Source organism: Neptunicoccus cionae, from assembly GCF_014643735.1.
In the GTDB taxonomy this organism is placed as follows: domain Bacteria; phylum Pseudomonadota; class Alphaproteobacteria; order Rhodobacterales; family Rhodobacteraceae; genus Amylibacter; species Amylibacter cionae.
This window is the reverse complement of the sequence record NZ_BMKA01000005.1, coordinates 87,525-104,192: the sequence shown is the minus strand read 5'-3', so window position 1 is coordinate 104,192 and position 16,668 is coordinate 87,525. Positions and strand designations below refer to the sequence as shown.

19 protein-coding genes are annotated in these 16,668 nt (G+C 56.2%); 4 read left to right on the top strand and 15 right to left on the bottom strand.

Annotated features, from left to right (window positions below):
* Window positions 1-238 precede the first annotated feature (238 nt).
* On the bottom strand, window positions 239-829 hold the full coding sequence (locus IEX10_RS16090; RefSeq protein ID WP_229678596.1) for an acyl-homoserine-lactone synthase: 591 nt from the start codon (window positions 827-829) through the stop codon (window positions 239-241).
* A 715-nt stretch (window positions 830-1,544) separates the two neighbouring features.
* On the opposite strand from IEX10_RS16090, the gene IEX10_RS16085 reads away from it, so the two are divergent.
* From IEX10_RS16085 to IEX10_RS16070, 4 genes are all read left to right on the top strand, one after another.
* Window positions 1,545-2,837: a sensor histidine kinase gene (locus tag IEX10_RS16085; RefSeq protein WP_188677680.1), complete on the top strand. Its 1,293-nt coding sequence runs from the start codon at window positions 1,545-1,547 to the stop codon at window positions 2,835-2,837.
* 27 nt (window positions 2,838-2,864) lie between these two features.
* Window positions 2,865-3,251 carry a response regulator gene (locus IEX10_RS16080; RefSeq protein ID WP_188677677.1) on the top strand — a complete coding sequence of 129 codons (387 nt, stop codon included), beginning with the start codon at window positions 2,865-2,867 and terminating at the stop codon, window positions 3,249-3,251.
* A gap of 117 nt (window positions 3,252-3,368) precedes the next feature.
* Window positions 3,369-4,742 (top strand): NAD-dependent succinate-semialdehyde dehydrogenase, encoded by a 1,374-nt coding sequence (locus tag IEX10_RS16075; protein ID WP_188677674.1) that lies wholly within the window; start codon window positions 3,369-3,371, stop codon window positions 4,740-4,742.
* 82 nt (window positions 4,743-4,824) lie between these two features.
* Window positions 4,825-5,445: an SDR family oxidoreductase gene (locus IEX10_RS16070; protein WP_188677671.1), complete on the top strand. Its 621-nt coding sequence runs from the start codon at window positions 4,825-4,827 to the stop codon at window positions 5,443-5,445.
* Window positions 5,446-5,501: 56 nt separating this feature from the next.
* Here the strand turns inward: IEX10_RS16070 and ureG are convergent, their stop codons facing one another.
* The 14 genes from ureG to IEX10_RS16000 all read right to left on the bottom strand — a co-directional run bounded on the left by ureG (window position 5,502) and on the right by IEX10_RS16000 (window position 16,618).
* Window positions 5,502-6,113 (bottom strand): urease accessory protein UreG, encoded by a 612-nt coding sequence (gene ureG / locus IEX10_RS16065; RefSeq protein ID WP_188677668.1) that lies wholly within the window; start codon window positions 6,111-6,113, stop codon window positions 5,502-5,504.
* Window positions 6,110-6,757, bottom strand: a complete 648-nt coding sequence (locus tag IEX10_RS16060) for an urease accessory protein UreF (RefSeq protein ID WP_188677666.1) — start codon at window positions 6,755-6,757, stop codon at window positions 6,110-6,112. The genes ureG and IEX10_RS16060 overlap by 4 nt, the downstream gene beginning before the upstream one ends.
* Window positions 6,747-7,256 carry an urease accessory protein UreE gene (locus IEX10_RS16055; RefSeq protein WP_188677663.1) on the bottom strand — a complete coding sequence of 170 codons (510 nt, stop codon included), beginning with the start codon at window positions 7,254-7,256 and terminating at the stop codon, window positions 6,747-6,749. Before IEX10_RS16055 ends, IEX10_RS16060 begins: the two co-directional genes overlap by 11 nt.
* A 9-nt stretch (window positions 7,257-7,265) precedes the next feature.
* Window positions 7,266-8,975 carry an urease subunit alpha gene (ureC, locus tag IEX10_RS16050; protein ID WP_188677660.1) on the bottom strand — a complete coding sequence of 570 codons (1,710 nt, stop codon included), beginning with the start codon at window positions 8,973-8,975 and terminating at the stop codon, window positions 7,266-7,268.
* Window positions 8,976-9,281: an urease subunit beta gene (locus IEX10_RS16045; protein ID WP_188677658.1), complete on the bottom strand. Its 306-nt coding sequence runs from the start codon at window positions 9,279-9,281 to the stop codon at window positions 8,976-8,978. It lies immediately after the preceding gene.
* A 9-nt stretch (window positions 9,282-9,290) separates the two neighbouring features.
* On the bottom strand, window positions 9,291-9,593 hold the full coding sequence (locus IEX10_RS16040; RefSeq protein ID WP_188677651.1) for an urease subunit gamma: 303 nt from the start codon (window positions 9,591-9,593) through the stop codon (window positions 9,291-9,293).
* Between the two features lie 3 nt (window positions 9,594-9,596).
* Window positions 9,597-10,415, bottom strand: coding sequence for an urease accessory protein UreD (locus tag IEX10_RS16035; RefSeq protein ID WP_188677648.1), 819 nt, complete (start codon window positions 10,413-10,415; stop codon window positions 9,597-9,599).
* A gap of 261 nt (window positions 10,416-10,676) precedes the next feature.
* On the bottom strand, window positions 10,677-11,009 hold the full coding sequence (locus tag IEX10_RS16030) for a hypothetical protein (protein ID WP_188677638.1): 333 nt from the start codon (window positions 11,007-11,009) through the stop codon (window positions 10,677-10,679).
* A 10-nt stretch (window positions 11,010-11,019) separates the two neighbouring features.
* On the bottom strand, window positions 11,020-11,712 hold the full coding sequence (locus tag IEX10_RS16025) for an orotate phosphoribosyltransferase (RefSeq protein WP_188677636.1): 693 nt from the start codon (window positions 11,710-11,712) through the stop codon (window positions 11,020-11,022).
* Window positions 11,713-11,755: 43 nt separating this feature from the next.
* A complete protein-coding gene (locus IEX10_RS16020; RefSeq protein WP_188677635.1) occupies window positions 11,756-13,036 on the bottom strand; it encodes a Zn-dependent hydrolase in 1,281 nt (426 codons plus the stop codon).
* Window positions 13,033-13,977 (bottom strand): dihydroorotate dehydrogenase, encoded by a 945-nt coding sequence (locus tag IEX10_RS16015; RefSeq protein WP_188677633.1) that lies wholly within the window; start codon window positions 13,975-13,977, stop codon window positions 13,033-13,035. Before IEX10_RS16015 ends, IEX10_RS16020 begins: the two co-directional genes overlap by 4 nt.
* Window positions 13,971-14,816: a dihydroorotate dehydrogenase electron transfer subunit gene (locus tag IEX10_RS16010; protein WP_188677625.1), complete on the bottom strand. Its 846-nt coding sequence runs from the start codon at window positions 14,814-14,816 to the stop codon at window positions 13,971-13,973. The genes IEX10_RS16015 and IEX10_RS16010 overlap by 7 nt, the downstream gene beginning before the upstream one ends.
* A gap of 12 nt (window positions 14,817-14,828) precedes the next feature.
* Window positions 14,829-16,109: a TRAP transporter large permease gene (locus IEX10_RS16005; protein WP_188677623.1), complete on the bottom strand. Its 1,281-nt coding sequence runs from the start codon at window positions 16,107-16,109 to the stop codon at window positions 14,829-14,831.
* Entirely contained in the window at window positions 16,106-16,618 is a 513-nt protein-coding gene (locus IEX10_RS16000; protein ID WP_188677620.1) for a TRAP transporter small permease, read from the bottom strand. Before IEX10_RS16000 ends, IEX10_RS16005 begins: the two co-directional genes overlap by 4 nt.
* Window positions 16,619-16,668 lie beyond the last annotated feature (50 nt).

Below are 16,668 nucleotides of genomic sequence, written 5' to 3'. Positions count from 1 at the left end.
TATCCGGGGATTTGACTGCATTTAACTTAAGATTGCCGTTCCTCCTGATACCATCCTAGCCAGTAATCCGGCGGTAGGGTGCACGCAGAGGGACAGGTCTCAGACGCCTTGGCATAGGCGTTTTATGCAACGGTATAAAATAGGGGGAAAGTTGGTGCGCAGTGTCGCGCGGTAAAGCGGTCGTAGAACCGGATGGTTAGGCCGGATCTATCAAATAGGTCATCGGGCTGACGGGCGGTCAGTTGCCCTTGGAGATATTCAGTTTGGTCTTGAGCAGGGCAACCTGACACACCTCACCGGCAATTTCCCGTTTGGGGCCGAATGCGCCGGAATCAAGATCCAGTCGCCGGCTCCAGCGTTTCCACAGGTAGGGTACGATCCCGATCACGAACTTCGCGCCTTCCCGATAGGCAGCGTCTGTGATGGCCTGCAGCAATTGTGTCCGCACGAGCAGCCTGTCACGGGCAGGCACATCATCCGTCACAAATATCCGCGAAGCTTCCCAGACTTTGGGGCTGACTGGGGCCTCACAGATCAGCAGGTCGGATGGAATGTCTTCCAGCAAACCCCGCTGCGCGTCCCGAATCATATAAGTGTAAATCCCGCATTGTGCCGTCGTCGGGGTAAGGCGCACACCAGCGAGAATCTCACCGTAGCGGTGCAGCACCAGCCATCTGCTATAGGGATTGTCGTATTGGTCAAATTCATAACCGTCTACGCTGGGCAGTTCCCAGCCGCGTTTCTCGATAAAGACGCGCCGCCTGACCTGTAGCAGGTCGTGGAACATTTCACCGTATTTGTGCATGTTTGCCATTGAAAGCGTGCTCACCCGGATCGCGCCGCGATTGGATCCGGCTGCAGGGCGGGGGGCACGCGGTGGTTGCACGGGGAGGGCGTGTGCCTCTGGCCTGACGGTTAATTCGTTCAGGGGCGAAAGGCTCGACGGTTCGACCGACTGGGAGTTGACCGAAAATGGGTGACGCAGTGATTTCACTGTATTCTCTCTTAGACGCGGTGACGTTAACCAAATGAATACCACAGATTGAATCGCAGAGCATGGGTTAACATGCAGATTTGTAATAAATTGTTGATTTTTACCGATCAAATAGCAAGCAACTTAAAGACAAGACGGCGATTTGCTGCTAATTAGTGTAAAAATCTCCACAAAAGAATTTAATAAAATGTTTAAATAACATTGTATTACCAGCTTGCTGCAGTTGTTTCAAAGTGCTGACATATTGATAACACATTCTATTGAAATTTTGCGTGACTGGACTGGTGTAGTGTTTTTATGTCACTCACCATCGAAGCGGTGTCATCGGAACCGTATTTTTGTGGAAGTGGGAAAGTCCGTGTATACTAATGATGGTTTATGATGACCTGAACCTAAAGTCTGTGCTAACCGGCCCGTCTTTCCCAACAATAGCAGGTAACGTCCCAAGTTGACAAATCACGCCAACATTCTGATTTCGACTAATTCCGCCTCTTTGAGACGTGTTCAAAGGCGCTTGGTCGACTATGTCGGATGTATTTCCGGATTAATTGTGCAACGCCAGACAATATTTGTGGCGACTGCAATATTAGCGGCGATATACTTCGACTTATGGATTGCAGTTTACTGTCTCGCCCTTATCCAAGTCACCGAAGTTTTTGACATCTACCTCGCACGACGGGTGCAGGAAGACGAACGAACCGGCGTCCTAAGAAGGGTCGCAATCCATTACTACGGGTTGTTGTTGAACACCGTTCTGAACGCTACGGCCATCTGTTACTTTATCTTCACGATCGCCAAGCAAGAGGGACACACGACCCACTTTACGCCGATGTTTTTCCTTTTTGCTGCGGCCCTCTTCGCGGCGATGAACAATCATCAGGTTCTGGCCTTTATCGGCGTGCGGTTGGTGATCTACGCGGGCACTTTCCTCGCAATCCCGATCTTAGACATCGTCGAAACCGATGCCGCGCTGTTGTCGCCGATCTGGTTGGAGATGTTTACAGTTATCTTCGTTCTATTTTTCATCATCGATAGCTCGTTGGTTTATATCAGGCTTTATCGGAACAACCTTGAGCAAATGGAAACGCTTAAGGAAGAGAAAGAAAAAGCGACCTCGGCGTTGATTGCCAAATCGCGGTTTCTGTCCACCATCAGCCATGAACTGCGCACACCGTTGACCTCGGTCAGCGGTGCTATTGCGCTGCTCGACAGTGGCGCAATGGGAGAGCTCTCGCCCCATCAAAAACGCACGTTGGAAATTGCACGAAAAAATGCGGTGAACCTGTCGCAACTTGTTGGTGACGTTCTTGATGTTCAAAGCCTTGAGGCGGACGAGCTGTTGCTCAACATGGATACGGTGCTCTGTCCTGCAGTTCTAAAATCGACTTATGACGCAAATGTTGCTGCGGTTGAGAGCCAGGACCGTAAACTGGAGCTGCAAGACCCTCTACCTGAGGTGGCGATCACTGCGGATAAGAAGCGGTTGGAACGGATCCTATCGGGATTGATCTCAAACGCGGTTAAGTTTTCAAGCTCTGGCACGACCATCCTTATCGGCCTGGCCGAACGCGGTGATCAGGTTGAATTGACTGTCACCGATGAAGGTGAAGGTATCCCCGAAGGACAGGAGGAGGTGGTGTTTTCCAGCTTCTCCCAATTGGACGCAACCGATGTACGCAAGGCGGGAGGCACCGGTTTGGGCCTGTTCCTTGCCCGTGCTGTACTTGAGAAAATGGACGGCTCTATCCGCTATGACAGCGTGCTGGGGTCTGGCACCACGTTCACCATTACATTCGACAAGTTGAATTTACCTAAGAAATCGCCCACGAATGCTGCCGTTTAGGGGGCCGATGCGCCCTGAGGAAATGATATGACTGAACTTAAAAGAATTTTGCATGTGGATGACGAAGAAGACATCCGCTTCATCGTCCAGATCACGCTAGAGATCGCACGCGGATACGAGATCAAATCCTGTGCTTCTGGCAAAGATGCCATAGAAGTTGCGCGCACGTTCAAACCCCAGTTGTTGTTGCTTGATTTTATGATGCCGGAGTTGAATGGCGAAGAGACTTGGAAAGGAATCGCGGCTATCGACGGGCTTCACGATATTCCGGCTATTTTCATGACTGCCAAGGCCGAGCGGAGCAATACCGATCGCCTGATGGCAGCAGGCGCCGAGGCGGTGATCACCAAGCCGTTTGAAACCAATGATATTGCCGATATGATCGACGGGTGCTGGGAAAAATACAGCAGCTAAGCCGCGGCCCAACAGGCGCTTCAGCCTGAACTAACGTCTTCGTGATCACTTTTCTTCCTGTGACTGGAACTTTCGAGCGTCCCACCTGTTGGGTCTTCAAATCGAAAGGAATATTCCATGACGCAGATCACCACAAAGAATCCCGCGACCGGCGAAGACATCAAGTCTTATGACGTAATGAGCGAGTCCGAAGCGGTGGATCGGTTGGAAGCCTCCCACACCGCGTTTCTGGAATGGCGCAAACTGTCCCACAAAGACCGCGCGCCCTATCTTGAGAAGATCGCACAAAAGCTGCGGGACAACGCAGACGAACTTGCCGCGTTGATGACGAAAGAGACTGGCAAGCTGCTAAAGGACGGTCACACCGAAGTCGAGATTTGCGCGGCGATCTTTGAATATACCGCGAAGAACGGCCCCGATATGCTCGCCGATGAGGAACGAACCCATGGTGGTGGCAAGAAGGGCGTCGTGACCTATCAACCGATCGGCGTGATCTATTCGATCCAGCCGTGGAACTTCCCGCTCTACCAACCGGTGCGGGTTTTGGCGGCGAACCTAATGGTCGGTAACGGGTGTGTGCTGAAACACGCTAGCATTTGCACCGGCTCGGGTCTGCGTCTGCGGGAGCTTTGTGTCGAAGCGGGGTTGCCGGAGGATCTGTTTCAGGTGGTCGTGATTGATCACGACACCTCTGATAAACTGATCGAACATCCCAAGGTGCGCGGCGTGACCATGACCGGCAGTGACAGCGCTGGCCGTCATATCGGATCTGTTGCGGCGAAATCCCTTAAGAAAACCGTTTTGGAGCTTGGCTCGAACGATGCCTACCTCGTGCTAGAGGACGCGGATATTGAAACCGCGGTCAAATTCTCGGTCATGGGGCGGCTTTATAACAACGGGGAAACCTGTGTTTCGGCCAAGCGATTCATTGTGACTGACAAGGTTTACGACGCCTTCGTCGATGCCTTTGTCGACCAGATGAAAGCGATCAAGATGGGCGATCCGACGGACGAAAACACCCAGCTTGGCCCGCTTTCGAGCGAAGACCAGTTTAATACCGTCAAGGAACAAGTGGAAGAGAGCGTATCTCGTGGAGCGTCAATACTGTGTGGTGGCGATGTGCCGGATCGCACCGGCGCCTATTACCCCGCGACCGTGCTAGCCGATCTGAAAGAGGGTATGCCGGCGTTTGATGACGAAATCTTCGGTCCCGTGGCCTCTATCATCCGCGCGAGGGATGATGATCACGCGATGCAGCTTGCCAACGACAGCCGCTACGGTTTGGGCGGTGGGATTTTCTGCAAGGACGAAGATCACGCGCTTAAGCTGGCCCGCGAACATTTTGACACAGGCATGGTGCGGATCAATTCCTTTGGGGCCGCCGACCCGAACATGCCCTTCGGCGGGGTCAAGAATTCCGGCTATGGCCGCGAACACGGCGGTTTTGGAATGAAAGAATTCGTCAATGCCAAGGCAGTTTACCTGCCTTGATGCGCACAACCCACCCGATGCAACGCACGGGTGATACCGAACCGGGCGAACAGCCCATCAAGAAAAAGAAGGAGTATTTACTATGGCTAACAAAAATGTTCTCGTCGCAGGGGCAACTGGCAAAACCGGTCGGCAAGTGGTGCGCAATTTGATCGAGCGTGGCTATAAGCCGACAGCGCTCGTGCGGGAAAGCTCTGATACCAGCGTTCTGCCGGAAGGGGCGGAATTACGTCAGGGCGATCTGACCGATCTGCAATCCGGCTGCTGTTCCGGCATGGATGCAGTTGTATTCGCAGCCGGTGCAGGCAGCGATTCCAGTCCGGAAATGACCGACAAAGTAGACCGCGAAGGCGCGCAAAACCTGATGGATCAAGCCCGTCAGGAAGGTGTGGAACGCTTCGTCATGCTCAGCTCTATCGGGGCGGATCAAGAGAACCCGCAAGGCGAGATGGCCCATTATCTTAAAGCAAAACACGCGGCGGATGAGCATTTGAAACAGTCCGGCATGAACTACGCAATCTTGCGCCCTGTGGCGCTGACGGATGAAGGGCGCAGTGCAAAGGTCGTGCTTGGCTCTGATGTAGACGCCAGCGCCAATGCATCCCGTGCGGATGTGGCCCATGTTCTGGCCGAAGCGGTGGAAACCGATACATTTGTGGGTAAGGAACTAAACATGCAGTCTACAAACCAGCAGTTGTTCTAAACTGGGGTTAAGACAAAGTGCGACGGACGGGTGATCCTGTCCGCCGCTTTTTTACATCACAATCCGCCGCATTGCATGATGAAGTTCAGCACCTCGTCCACGCCTTCATTGTTGCGTAGGGCACAGAAGGCGAAAGGCCGTTCGCCGCGCATCTTAATGCAATCCCGCTCCATCACTTCAAGCGAGGCCCCAACATGGGGGGCGAGATCGGTCTTATTGATCACCAGCAGGTCCGAGCGGGTGATCGCCGGACCGCCTTTGCGGGGAATTTCTTCGCCAGCGGCAACATCAATGACATAGAGCGTCAAATCGGCGAGTTCGGGGCTGAACGTGGCCGACAGATTGTCGCCGCCGCTTTCGATCAGCACCACCTCCAGATCGTCATGCCGCAGTTGCATTTGCGCAATGGCAGCCAGATTGATAGAGGCATCCTCGCGAATTGCAGTATGGGGGCAACCGCCTGTTTCCACACCGATAATCCGGTCCTGCGGCAACACTTGCATCCGCATCAAAGCCTCGGCATCTTCCTGTGTGTAGATGTCGTTGGTGATCACCCCGATCGAAACAGCAGGGTGAAGCGCACGGGCCAGTGCGGCTGTCAGTGTGGTCTTGCCAGCGCCCACAGGTCCGCCGATGCCCACGCGAAGGGGGCCGTTCAGAACAGTCATGTGCGAAAAATCCTTGGTTGTAGTGTTTCATGTTGCATGGCCGCGATGTCCGACAGAAAGGCGGTGCTTTCCAGATCGTCGAGACCTGCGTGTTTGGTGCCCGCGGCGACTGCCTGACACAGGGGCAAGAGCGCGGCGAGGATTGCCTGCCCGTCGGTCTGGCCCAGCGACATCAGGCGCTGGGCGGCAGACACCAGATTGCCTGTCATGGATTGCACAAACAGAACAGCCGTCAAATCCACATTCAGCGACAGTCGCGCAGCGGCCGCACCGACAGCTACGGGATAGATCAGACTGGCCGCATCCCCGCCCCAAACGGCTGTGGCGGTTTTGCAAAAAGCGGTGCCTTGAAGGGTGCTCTCCAAGCGCCGCTCTGCGCTCGCGGCAAAGGCCAGTCCGGTGTTATTTACCTCTGACAGGGCGGCGGGAGAGGTGCAGACATAGGCCGCGCGAAGCAGGATGCAGTCATTGCGCCCGCTGCCGTGTTGCACGGTGTCCTCCAGCCAGGTGCGCAGATCGTCACCCGTTTGGATCAGACCGCTGTGGATCGCCGCTTCCAGCCCGTGAGAATAGGCAAAAGCCCCGATCGGGAAAGCGGGAGACAGCCACTGCGCCAGCGTCAGCGCATCCTGTTCAATGCTCATGGGAGTGGGCGTGTGTGTCGAAATGAACCGCAGAATGGGCGGTCGCCCCGGGCGCATGGGAATGGGTACGCCCATGCCCGTATGCACCACCTTCCGGTGTGAAGGGGCGGTTCACCTGCTTCAGCGTTGCGCCGAGATGTTCCAGCATATGCCCGATCACCGGATCGTTCTGTATCAACAGATGATCGCTTTCAATCTGACAGGGCGTGTGCCGGTTGCCCACATGCCACGCGAGGCGCACCAGATCAGGGCCCGTGATTTGAAACAGGGCTTCACTCGCTGCGGTAATGCGGATCATTCCGCCGCTTTCCAGTTCCAGCCCATCGCCATCGTTCAGCGATGTGGTCTGGGGCAAGTCCACTAGAAACGGAATGCCGCTGGCGGTTGTCAGACGTTTGCGCCGCAAGAAACGGCCTGTGTAATCCAGAACGCAGCTGTCTGCCGGACCGGACCACCCCCCCGCGCGGTGAAGTGTTTGTGCAATCGGTAGCGTAGCCATCGTTAGCTCCTAAAACATGAAATAGCGTTGCGCCATCGGCAGAATCTCGGCGGGCTGACAGGTCAGAAGTTCGCCGTCCGCGCGCACTTCGTAGGTTTCGGGATGGACTTCGATTTCTGGAAGGGCCGCATTCAGCACCATGTCCTTTTTGCCAATGTTGCGGGTGTTCTCGACAGCGACAGTCTGTTTTGACAGACCAAGCTGGTCGCGCAGACCATCGGACTGTGCCGCGCCAGAGATGAAGCTGACCGAAGAGTGAACAAGTGAGCCGCCGTAACTTGCAAACATCGGACGGGAATAAACCGGTTGGGGAGTCGGGATCGACGCATTTGGATCGCCCATTTGCGCCACAGCGATGCTGCCGCCCAGCAGAACCATTTCAGGCTTTACCCCGAAAAACGCCGGAGACCACAGGGCAAGATCCGCTCGTTTGCCCACAGTAATATCGCCGAGCACATGGCCGACCCCTTGGGCAATCGCCGGATTTATCGTGTATTTCGCAATATAGCGGCGCACCCGCAGATTGTCGTTCTCGCCGGTCTCTTCGGCCAGTCGTCCCCGCTGCTTTTTCATCTTGTCCGCCGTTTGCCATGTGCGGATCAACACTTCTCCGACACGACCCATTGCCTGACTGTCAGATGCGATGATGGAGAACGCGCCCATGTCATGAAGAATATCTTCAGCCGCGATGGTTTCCCGCCTGATGCGGCTTTCAGCAAAGGCGATGTCCTCGGGGATGGATTTGTCCAGATGATGACAGACCATCAGCATATCGAGATGCTCTTCCAAAGTGTTGACGGTGAAAGGACGGGTCGGATTGGTAGAGGACGGCAGCACATTGGCATCGCCGCAAATCTTGATGATGTCCGGAGCATGGCCGCCGCCAGCGCCTTCGGTATGGAAAGCGTGGATCGTCCGCCCCTTGATCGCGCCGACGGTGTGTTCCACGAAACCCGATTCATTCAAGGTATCGGTATGGATCATCACCTGTACGTCCATGTCATCCGCCACAGACAGGCAGCAATCAATGGCGGCAGGTGTGGTGCCCCAATCTTCGTGCAACTTCAAGGCACAAGCCCCGCCCTTGACCATTTCAACCAGCGCATCGGGGCGGCTGGCATTACCCTTGCCTGCAAGGCCGATGTTCATGGCGATCCCGTCAAAAGATTGCAACATCCGCCCGATGTGCCAGGGACCGGGCGTGCAAGTGGTGGCGAGCGTTCCTTGCGCTGGACCAGTGCCGCCGCCAAAACAGGTGGTCACACCGGAATGCAGCGAGTCCTCCATCTGTTGGGGGCAGATAAAGTGGATATGGCTGTCCATACCGCCCGCAGTCAGGATACGCCCTTCACCCGCAATTACCTCGGTGCCGGGCCCTACGATAATATCCACGCCGGGTTGGGTGTCAGGGTTGCCGGCTTTGCCAATCGCGTGGATCAGCCCGTCTTTCAGCGCCACATCCGCCTTATAAATTCCGGAATGATCCACGATTAGCGCGTTGGTGATGACTGTGTCTACAGCCCCTTGCGCGCGGGTGGCTTGGGATTGGCCCATACCATCGCGGATGACTTTGCCGCCGCCAAATTTTACTTCCTCGCCGTAGGTGGTGAGATCCCGTTCCACCTCGATAATCAGATCGGTATCAGCCAGCCGCAGTTTATCCCCGGTGGTAGGACCATACATTGCCGCATATTGCGCGCGGGAAATTTCTACAGGCATTTATAGCGCCCCCATAACGTGTTGATTGAAGCCGTAAACCTTGCGATCGCCGCCAAGCGGGATCAACTGCACTTCGCGGCGCTGGCCCGGCTCGAACCGCACTGCTGTTCCGGCGGCTATATCCAGCCGCAAGCCACGGGCCTTTGCGCGGTCGAACTCCAGCGCGGGGTTGGTTTCGGCAAAATGATAGTGGCTGCCCACCTGCACCGGCCGGTCGCCGGTATTTGCCACCATCAGCGTCACGGCCATTGCGTCGGCGTTCAGGGTTAACGTGCCTTCAGCGGGAAAGAGTTCTCCGGGGATCATGGGTGGCTCCTATCTGATCGGGTTGTGAACGGTGACAAGCTTGGTGCCATCGGGGAAGGTGGCTTCGACCTGCACTTCGGGGATCATTTCGGGGATGCCTTCCATACAATCGGCCCGCGTGACAACCTTGCCGCCCGCCTCCATCATGTCGGCGACAGAGCGTCCGTCCCGTGCGCCTTCGACCACTGCATCCGTGATCATGGCAATAGCCTCTGGATGGTTCAGCTTGACGCCACGGGCCAGCCGCTTGCGCGCCACTTCAGCAGCGAGCGCGATGAGAAGTTTCTCTTTTTCACGGGGGGTGAGTTGCATGGGCTACAGCCTCCAAGATGCGGGCAATGGGGATTGGGATAGGTGCTCCAGCAGGGGCATCAGGCTGCGACGCAGCATATAACTGTCTTGTGCAAGCTGGCGGATCACCAGCGTATCGGGTGCGATCAGGCTGGCACCGGCCGTTGCGGGAAGCATCTCGCGCACGGCGGAAAGGTTGGCGGCAATTTCGGGTGTCACACAAAGAACGCTCGCCATCGCACCCGCACCATTGGCAATCGCAGAACGGGCCAGACGGGCCGCCGCGTCACCGCTGATTTTCATGGCGTCAAGATAGAGCGGGCGACCGTCCCGCGTGATCGAGATACGGTCGTATAAGTGAATGTCGCGCAGAACCTCTTTCATCGCAGCGCGGCCGAAAACGACAGGCTCTACCATTAACAGACGGGCATCACCTTGCAGATCAATAGACAAACGCCGGTTCAATGCGCAGCGTTCAAACAGGATCAGCTCTTGGGGCAGCCAGTTCATTTGCGCACCGGATTGTACCGTGATGCGGGTTGTGACCTTGCCAGTTTCCCCGCGCTGGGCGCGGTAGGCACGCTCTGCCGCTTGGGTGGTCAGGCTAAGCGCAGCACCAGCCCCGACATCAATATCCAGATCGTACCGGTCGCCACCCGTAATCCCGCCAGCGGTGTTCACTAAAATGGTCTCGGCGCTGTTCGTTAACTGTCGGGGAAACACCAGCTTAAGCGCGCCGGACTGGCGGAGATCGGTTATGCCTGTACGTCCCGACGGATCGGCGCGCAAGCCAAGCTTCGCAGCGCCGACAGCGCGGGGCTGGGCAGGACGGTCAGTCTGCAAATCTATGGGGGCGGGGCTGTTGATAGGGTATCCTCACGCGGGTGCGGTGTGCTTTGACGGTTCGAAAACAGCACGACCACAGCGTGAGGCGCAGGGGCAGAGGAGGGTTGTTTTTCCTGCCCTAAAAACAGGCATGTGTTTAGAATTTAATCAGAGTGTAGTCTATCTGCTTAGAAAATCAGCGATCTGAAATGGGCGCGAACAGTCTCTGTTTTCTTTCATCCGGCAAGGGATTCTGCCGGATGAAAGGGTCGGGTCCACTTACGCCGACAGGTCCAGCGGCGTGCGGCTGAGCGTGGCAATAGCGTTAACGGTCTGTAGCGTTTCACCCGCATCACCTTTGTCATAGGCGGCTTTCAAATCGTTAGTGGCTTTGGAAAATTCCTCAAAGGCTTTGTCGATCTGTACCGAGGTGACAGGCAAACGGCCCGTGGACTCAAGAAACCGCTCGCCCAGTTCGCACAGCAATCCATAGGCGACCGCGCGCTCCGCGTCGTCTTTCATCGCCTGTTCGGCCAGTGCGATGGTTTTTGTGTAAGCCGCGCCGCTTTTGCCATTGTCGCGCAGGGTTTCCAGAATTTGATCAAACATCATAGCGTGCTCCTTAAAGTGTAAGATGGGAAATGCCGCCGTGTCTGGCGGACCAGTCGAGAGGCGCGTTCAAGAACCCCTCTACTTCGGTGAGTGTTTTGGTGTCAAAGCGGTTTTGCTTCTTGCTGGCGGACAGAACATCCCACCATGTGGCAAGGGAATGCAGCGTGATGCCGTCCGCGTCCAGCCTGTCGCGGGTTTGCTGGAAGATGTCATAGTAAAACACGACGATGGCGTGATCGGCTTTGGCACCCGCACGGCGCAAGGCATTGCAAAAGTTGATTTTGCTGCCGCCGTCCGTTGTCAGATCCTCCACCAGAAGCACCCGTTGTTCTTCCTGAATGTCGCCTTCAATCTGGGCAGCCCGCCCAAAGCCCTTGGGCTTTTTGCGCACGTAATGCATCGGCAGGCCCATTTCCTTGGCGATCCATGCGGCAAAGGGGATGCCAGCGGTTTCACCACCTGCAACCGCGTCGAATTGTTCAAACCCTACGTCCCGCAGGATCAACGACACGGAAAACGCTGTCACCATATCGCGCAGGCGCGGATAGGCGATGATCTTGCGACAGTCGATGTAAACGGGGCTGGCGATGCCGGAGGTGAAGGTGAAAGGTTTCTCCGCGTTGAAATGCACTGCGTCGATTTCCAGCAGCATATTCGCGGTGGTTTCGCTCATCACCTCGCGGGGTGGGAAATGGCTGCTCATCTGTGATCCTTTGCAGTGGGGTGCGGTGTGACAGGGCGCGGTTTCAACATGGCGCAGTTCTAACCAGATACTCATAAATGATCGAGACACCAGCAAGAAAATCCTCGATCTCCATCGCTTCGTCCGGATTATGAGAGCCGTTCTGGTTGCGCACAAAAACCATCGCAGCAGGAACACCGGCATTGGAAAACACCGCCGCATCATGACCGCCGCCTGACGCCATTGTGGTGGGTTCCATACCAAGGCGGCCCATGGCCTGTTCCAGCTGCGCCACCAGTTCCGGCGTCATCAGGGCAGGGGGCGTGTTATTCACATCGCCAAGATCAAAACGGACGCCGCGTTCCCTTGCGATCTTGTCCATTTCTTCGCGCAAAAGCTGGGTCATGGCCGCAAGAACCTCGCTGTTCTGGCTGCGCACATCCAGCGAGAAGCGGATTTCATCGGCAATGCGGGACATGGCGTGGCGTTCAGGATCGGTCCCGACCACGCCAGAGGTCAGCACCAGATCATCGCCCTTTTGAACGATGGTCAGCCAGCTTTCGTCCAGTCGGGATAACAGGTCCGCCATCGCCAGCACAGGGTCTTTGCGAAACGCGCGGGGCACGGCACCGGAATGGCCCGCCTCCCCGATACAGCGAACCTGTTTGTGCCGGAAATTACCGCGAATGCCCGAAACAACAGCCGCTGGTTGCTCCTTGCCGATCAGCAACGGCCCCTGTTCGATATGCAGTTCGATATATTCCAGAATGTCGGATTTATCCATGAGAGGCTGGCCGTTGGAAACCTGCGCCATGTCAATTCCTACATCCCCCATATGATCCGCAAGGCTGCGGCCGTCGCCTTTGTGGGCAGAGGCCAGTTCGTCGCTGTCAAGGGTGCCCATTAGTGCCTTGGAGGCGATATAGCAGGGACCAAACCACGCGCTTTCTTCACCCCGCATGGCCAGAACCTTTACTGGTCTGGCAAAACGGGTGCCGTTTTTGCGGGCGCGGAACAGGCACATCAAACCGGCCAGAACGCCTGCCATACCGTCATAGTTTCCACCCATCGGCACAGAATCGACATGGGAGCCTACAATCACGAATTTTTCGGCGTCCGCATCTTCGGGTAGGGAAAACAACAGGTTCTGCCCCGCATCGGTTTCCACAGCCAGCCCCTCTGCGCGGCATAGTTCGGCCAGAAATTCCAGAACCTCGGTTTCTTTGGCGGAATACGCCGGACGGGATACTCCAAGGCGGTCGCGGCTCATGTTGTAGATGTCGTCGAACCACCGCGTGGCGAGGCGCAGTTCGTCCGGATCAACTGTAAAGGGCGCTGTGCTCATGGTGCGGTCTCCATGAACACGACTGAATCCGCTGCATCTTCATCGCGAACCGAGCCGACCAGATCGCTGAGGCTGGCGATGTTTTGCGTTTCCAGATAGGATTCCAACTGCCCCAGCAGAGTCACCATAATGTTGGGATTGATAAAGGTTGCGGTGCCGACCTGCACGGCTGTGGCCCCTGCAATCAGGTATTCAACGATGTCTTCTACGGTGGAAATGCCGCCGCAGCCGATCACCGGGATTTGAACCGATTTGGCACATTGATAGGCCATGCGCAGGGCAATAGGTTTCAGGGACGGGCCGGACAAGCCACCCATCAGATTGCCCAATTTCGGTTTGCGGGTGTGGATGTCAATCGCCATAGACAGCAGCGTATTCGCCACCACCAACGCATCCGCGCCAGCCTCTTCTGCGGCAAGGGCGACTTCGATAGTTTCTCCTGTGTTGGGGCTTAGCTTTGCCCAAAGCGGCAGGTCAGAGGCGCTGCGCAGCTTTTCCATCACGGCGGTGGTAGTGGAGGGGCGCATGGCAAAGGCCTTGCCGTCTTCTTCGATGTTCGGGCAGGATATATTCACCTCAATCGCGGCCACGCCGGGAACGGAAACCTGTTCACAAATACGGGCGAATTCATCGGCGGAATTAGCCGAGATGCTGACCACCAAAGGCACGTCATAGGCGTTGTAGAACGGGATTGTGTTTTCGATGAAATGCTGCACGCCTTTTGATGGGATGCCGATCGAATTCAGCATGGACCCGCGTACCTCGCAGACCCGAGGCGTGGGGTTGCCGCCCCGCTTTTCCGCGGTAATTGTCTTGGTCACATGGGCGCCCAACTGGTGCAGGTCCAGCACTTCGGACAGGTCTTCGGAAAACGTGCCAGAGGCCGGCATGATCGGGTTTGCCAGTGTCAGGCTGCCGATTTTGGTCGTCAGGTCTACCATGCCATCGCCTCCTCTATGCCAAAAACGGGGCCTTCGCGGCACACCCGTTCTTGCGTGATTGTGCCGTTGCGATTGAAGGAGCGCACGCAGCATTGGCACATGCCAAGCCCGCAGGCCATTTGCTGTTCCAGTGCGATTTCACCGGGGATATCATGTTTCGCGCCGATCTCTTGCAGCAGCTTCAGCATCCGGTTCGATCCGCAGGTATACATAACGTCCACGCCGTGATCAGCGATTTGATTTTCGATGATCTCGCGCAGGTTCTCCAGATCGGAGGTGCCTTGTGCATCGGTCACGGTGATCACCTCTGCGCCAAGGGCTTTGAAGTGGTCGATAGACATCAGCACGTCTTCGTTCCGCGCCGAGCAGATCGCCACCAGCTTGCGGTTCAGGCGTTGCGCTTCCTGTGCCAGCGGCGCAAGCGTGGCCAGCCCGACACCCCGCGCCAGCAGCAAAAGGTTCTGCCAGTCGTCCTGAATGGTAAACCCCACACCCAGCGGACCAAGCACGTTCAACTTGTCGCCCTTTGTCAGTGTTGCCAGCGCCCGTGTGCCTTCGCCGGTGACTTTATACAGGAACTGCAATTCGCCCTTTTCCGCGGAATAGCCATAGATGCTCATCGGGCGGCGCAGGTAGGGTTGCTCTGCCATGGTGACAGGGCAGAGGATGTGAAAAAACTGACCCGGTTTGCAATCCAGAACCGATTGCGGCGCGTCGAGCGTCAGCAGACGGTACTCGCCATTCACGGGTGTGTTCGACTTTACAGTGGTTTCAACTTCATGAGTTGTCCCGTTCGCCGGAGAACCCTCTCCGGCGCTATGCCTTTGTATCAGTGACATATTTTGCCTTTCTTAGCCGAAGAGCATCTTCGGGATGAAAAGTGAGATTTGCGGTACGTAAGTGATCACCAGCAGGACAAGGATGTTCACAAAGACGAATGGCCAGACCCCCTTAATGATGCTTAGTACCGGTTTTTGCAGGGTGGAGGAGGCCACGAATATATCCAGACCAAAGGGCGGAGTGATCATGCCAAGACTGATGTTCAGCGTGACGATCATTCCGAAATGGACCGGATCAACCCCCAGCGCCATGGCCACAGGAAACAGCGGTGGCACAAGGATCAGCAGGGCAGAGTTCGGGTCAATGAACATCCCCGCAATCAGAAAACAGATGTTAACCGCCAGCAGGAACTGGATTGGACCCGCGTCAATCGCCGTCAGGAAATCGGTGATCTGTGTCGGAACCTGCGCCAGTGTGACGTAGAAGGAAATCAGCCCCCCCATCGCCAGAAGGATAAAGATCACACAGGTGGAAATCGCGCTTTGTTCGGTGATGCGGAACAGGTCCTTGAAGCCGAAATTCCGGTAGATGACCATTTCCACAAAGATCGCGTAGACCACGCTGACGGCTGCGGCCTCGGTCGGGGTGATCGTGCCGGAATAGATACCGCCAAGGATAATGACCGGCATCCCCAGCGCCCAAGCGGAGTCTTTCAACGCCTGATACCGCTGCCCCCAAGAGGATCTCGCGTCCGGTTCAATGCCTCTGCGCTTGGCTTCGATCCAGACCATGATGGCAAAGGCCAAACCCAGAAACACACCAACAGCCAAACCGCCCGCAAACAACCGCGCGATAGAGGTGCCGGTCATCCAGCCGTAGATGATAAAGGTGATCGAAGGTGGGATCAGCAGGGCTGTTTCCGCACTCGCCACCAACAGGCCAAGGCTGAATTTTTCGGAAAACCCGTTCTTGCGCATCTCGGGGTAGACCATCTTGCCCATAGCCGCCACCGTCGCAGGGGCAGAGCCGGACACCGAGCCGAAAGCCATAGAGCCGCCGATGACAGTGTGCCCCATACCGCCACGGGTGTGGCCGATCATGGCACGCACAAATCCGGTGAGGTTGCGGGCAATCTGGCCCGACCCCATCAGATGGGCGGCAAAGATAAAGAAGGGGATCGCCAGCAGGGTGGAATGATCCACGCCGCCGAATATTTTCTGCACAACCGCCGGATCTGGCAGGTTGCCATAGAACAGTTCCTTAGTGGCAAGGGCAGGAACACCCAGCACGAGAAACATCTCAAACCCGAGCACCAGAAGGATGATGGCGAGCGCGATAACAATCAGGATCATGCTTCATCCCCTTCGATCACATGCTGGTTTTCGGAAAAACGGTCGATGACGCCGAAAAACGACAGGGCAAATCGCAGGGCCAGCAGGCCGAAGCCCGTAACCGGCGCCATATAGACCCAGCCGATGGGGATGTTCAGGGTCGGGCTGCGCTGGCCGGTCATCAGGACAAATTCCACAAGGCTGGTGCCAAGCCATGCAAGGTAAATGGCAAAGAAAAACCCGACGCCGTCGATCAGTTTCAACAGGGCAATGCGGGGCGTGCCGGAGAGTTTGTTGCGCAGGGTATCAATCCCTACATGGCGGCCTTTTTCAAGGGTCAGGCCAAGAGCGATGAACACCAGAAAGACGTTCATAAAGCGCACGGCCTCTTCGATCCAAGCAAAGCGGCTGGCAAATGTGCCTCCGATCTCCCGCGCGATGACATTACCGAAAAACAGAATGACCATGGCGAGAAAGACGCTGACGAGGAAGGTTCTTTCCACAAGTCTGAGTAGGTTAAGGAGTTTCAAATTCGGTCCTCTGGCTGCAACCGGCAAGGCGGATCACGGGGGATAGCGTG

What these genes read in the sequence shown, in the direction of transcription:
- ureC (WP_188677660.1), bottom strand. Translation starts at nt 8,975, where the DNA reads ATGCCTGTAGAAATTTCCCGCGCGCAATATGCGGCAATGTATGGTCCT.
- IEX10_RS16005 (WP_188677623.1), bottom strand. Translation starts at nt 16,109, where the DNA reads ATGATCCTGATTGTTATCGCGCTCGCCATCATCCTTCTGGTGCTCGGG.
- IEX10_RS16040 (WP_188677651.1), bottom strand. Translation starts at nt 9,593, where the DNA reads ATGCAACTCACCCCCCGTGAAAAAGAGAAACTTCTCATCGCGCTCGCT.
- IEX10_RS16060 (WP_188677666.1), bottom strand. Translation starts at nt 6,757, where the DNA reads ATGAGCATTGAACAGGATGCGCTGACGCTGGCGCAGTGGCTGTCTCCC.
- IEX10_RS16030 (WP_188677638.1), bottom strand. Translation starts at nt 11,009, where the DNA reads ATGATGTTTGATCAAATTCTGGAAACCCTGCGCGACAATGGCAAAAGC.
- IEX10_RS16025 (WP_188677636.1), bottom strand. Translation starts at nt 11,712, where the DNA reads ATGAGCAGCCATTTCCCACCCCGCGAGGTGATGAGCGAAACCACCGCG.
- IEX10_RS16045 (WP_188677658.1), bottom strand. Translation starts at nt 9,281, where the DNA reads ATGATCCCCGGAGAACTCTTTCCCGCTGAAGGCACGTTAACCCTGAAC.
- IEX10_RS16070 (WP_188677671.1), top strand. Translation starts at nt 4,825, where the DNA reads ATGGCTAACAAAAATGTTCTCGTCGCAGGGGCAACTGGCAAAACCGGT.
- IEX10_RS16055 (WP_188677663.1), bottom strand. Translation starts at nt 7,256, where the DNA reads ATGGCTACGCTACCGATTGCACAAACACTTCACCGCGCGGGGGGGTGG.
- ureG (WP_188677668.1), bottom strand. Translation starts at nt 6,113, where the DNA reads ATGACTGTTCTGAACGGCCCCCTTCGCGTGGGCATCGGCGGACCTGTG.
- IEX10_RS16015 (WP_188677633.1), bottom strand. Translation starts at nt 13,977, where the DNA reads ATGGTAGACCTGACGACCAAAATCGGCAGCCTGACACTGGCAAACCCG.
- IEX10_RS16075 (WP_188677674.1), top strand. Translation starts at nt 3,369, where the DNA reads ATGACGCAGATCACCACAAAGAATCCCGCGACCGGCGAAGACATCAAG.
- IEX10_RS16010 (WP_188677625.1), bottom strand. Translation starts at nt 14,816, where the DNA reads ATGTCACTGATACAAAGGCATAGCGCCGGAGAGGGTTCTCCGGCGAAC.
- IEX10_RS16080 (WP_188677677.1), top strand. Translation starts at nt 2,865, where the DNA reads ATGACTGAACTTAAAAGAATTTTGCATGTGGATGACGAAGAAGACATC.
- IEX10_RS16020 (WP_188677635.1), bottom strand. Translation starts at nt 13,036, where the DNA reads ATGAGCACAGCGCCCTTTACAGTTGATCCGGACGAACTGCGCCTCGCC.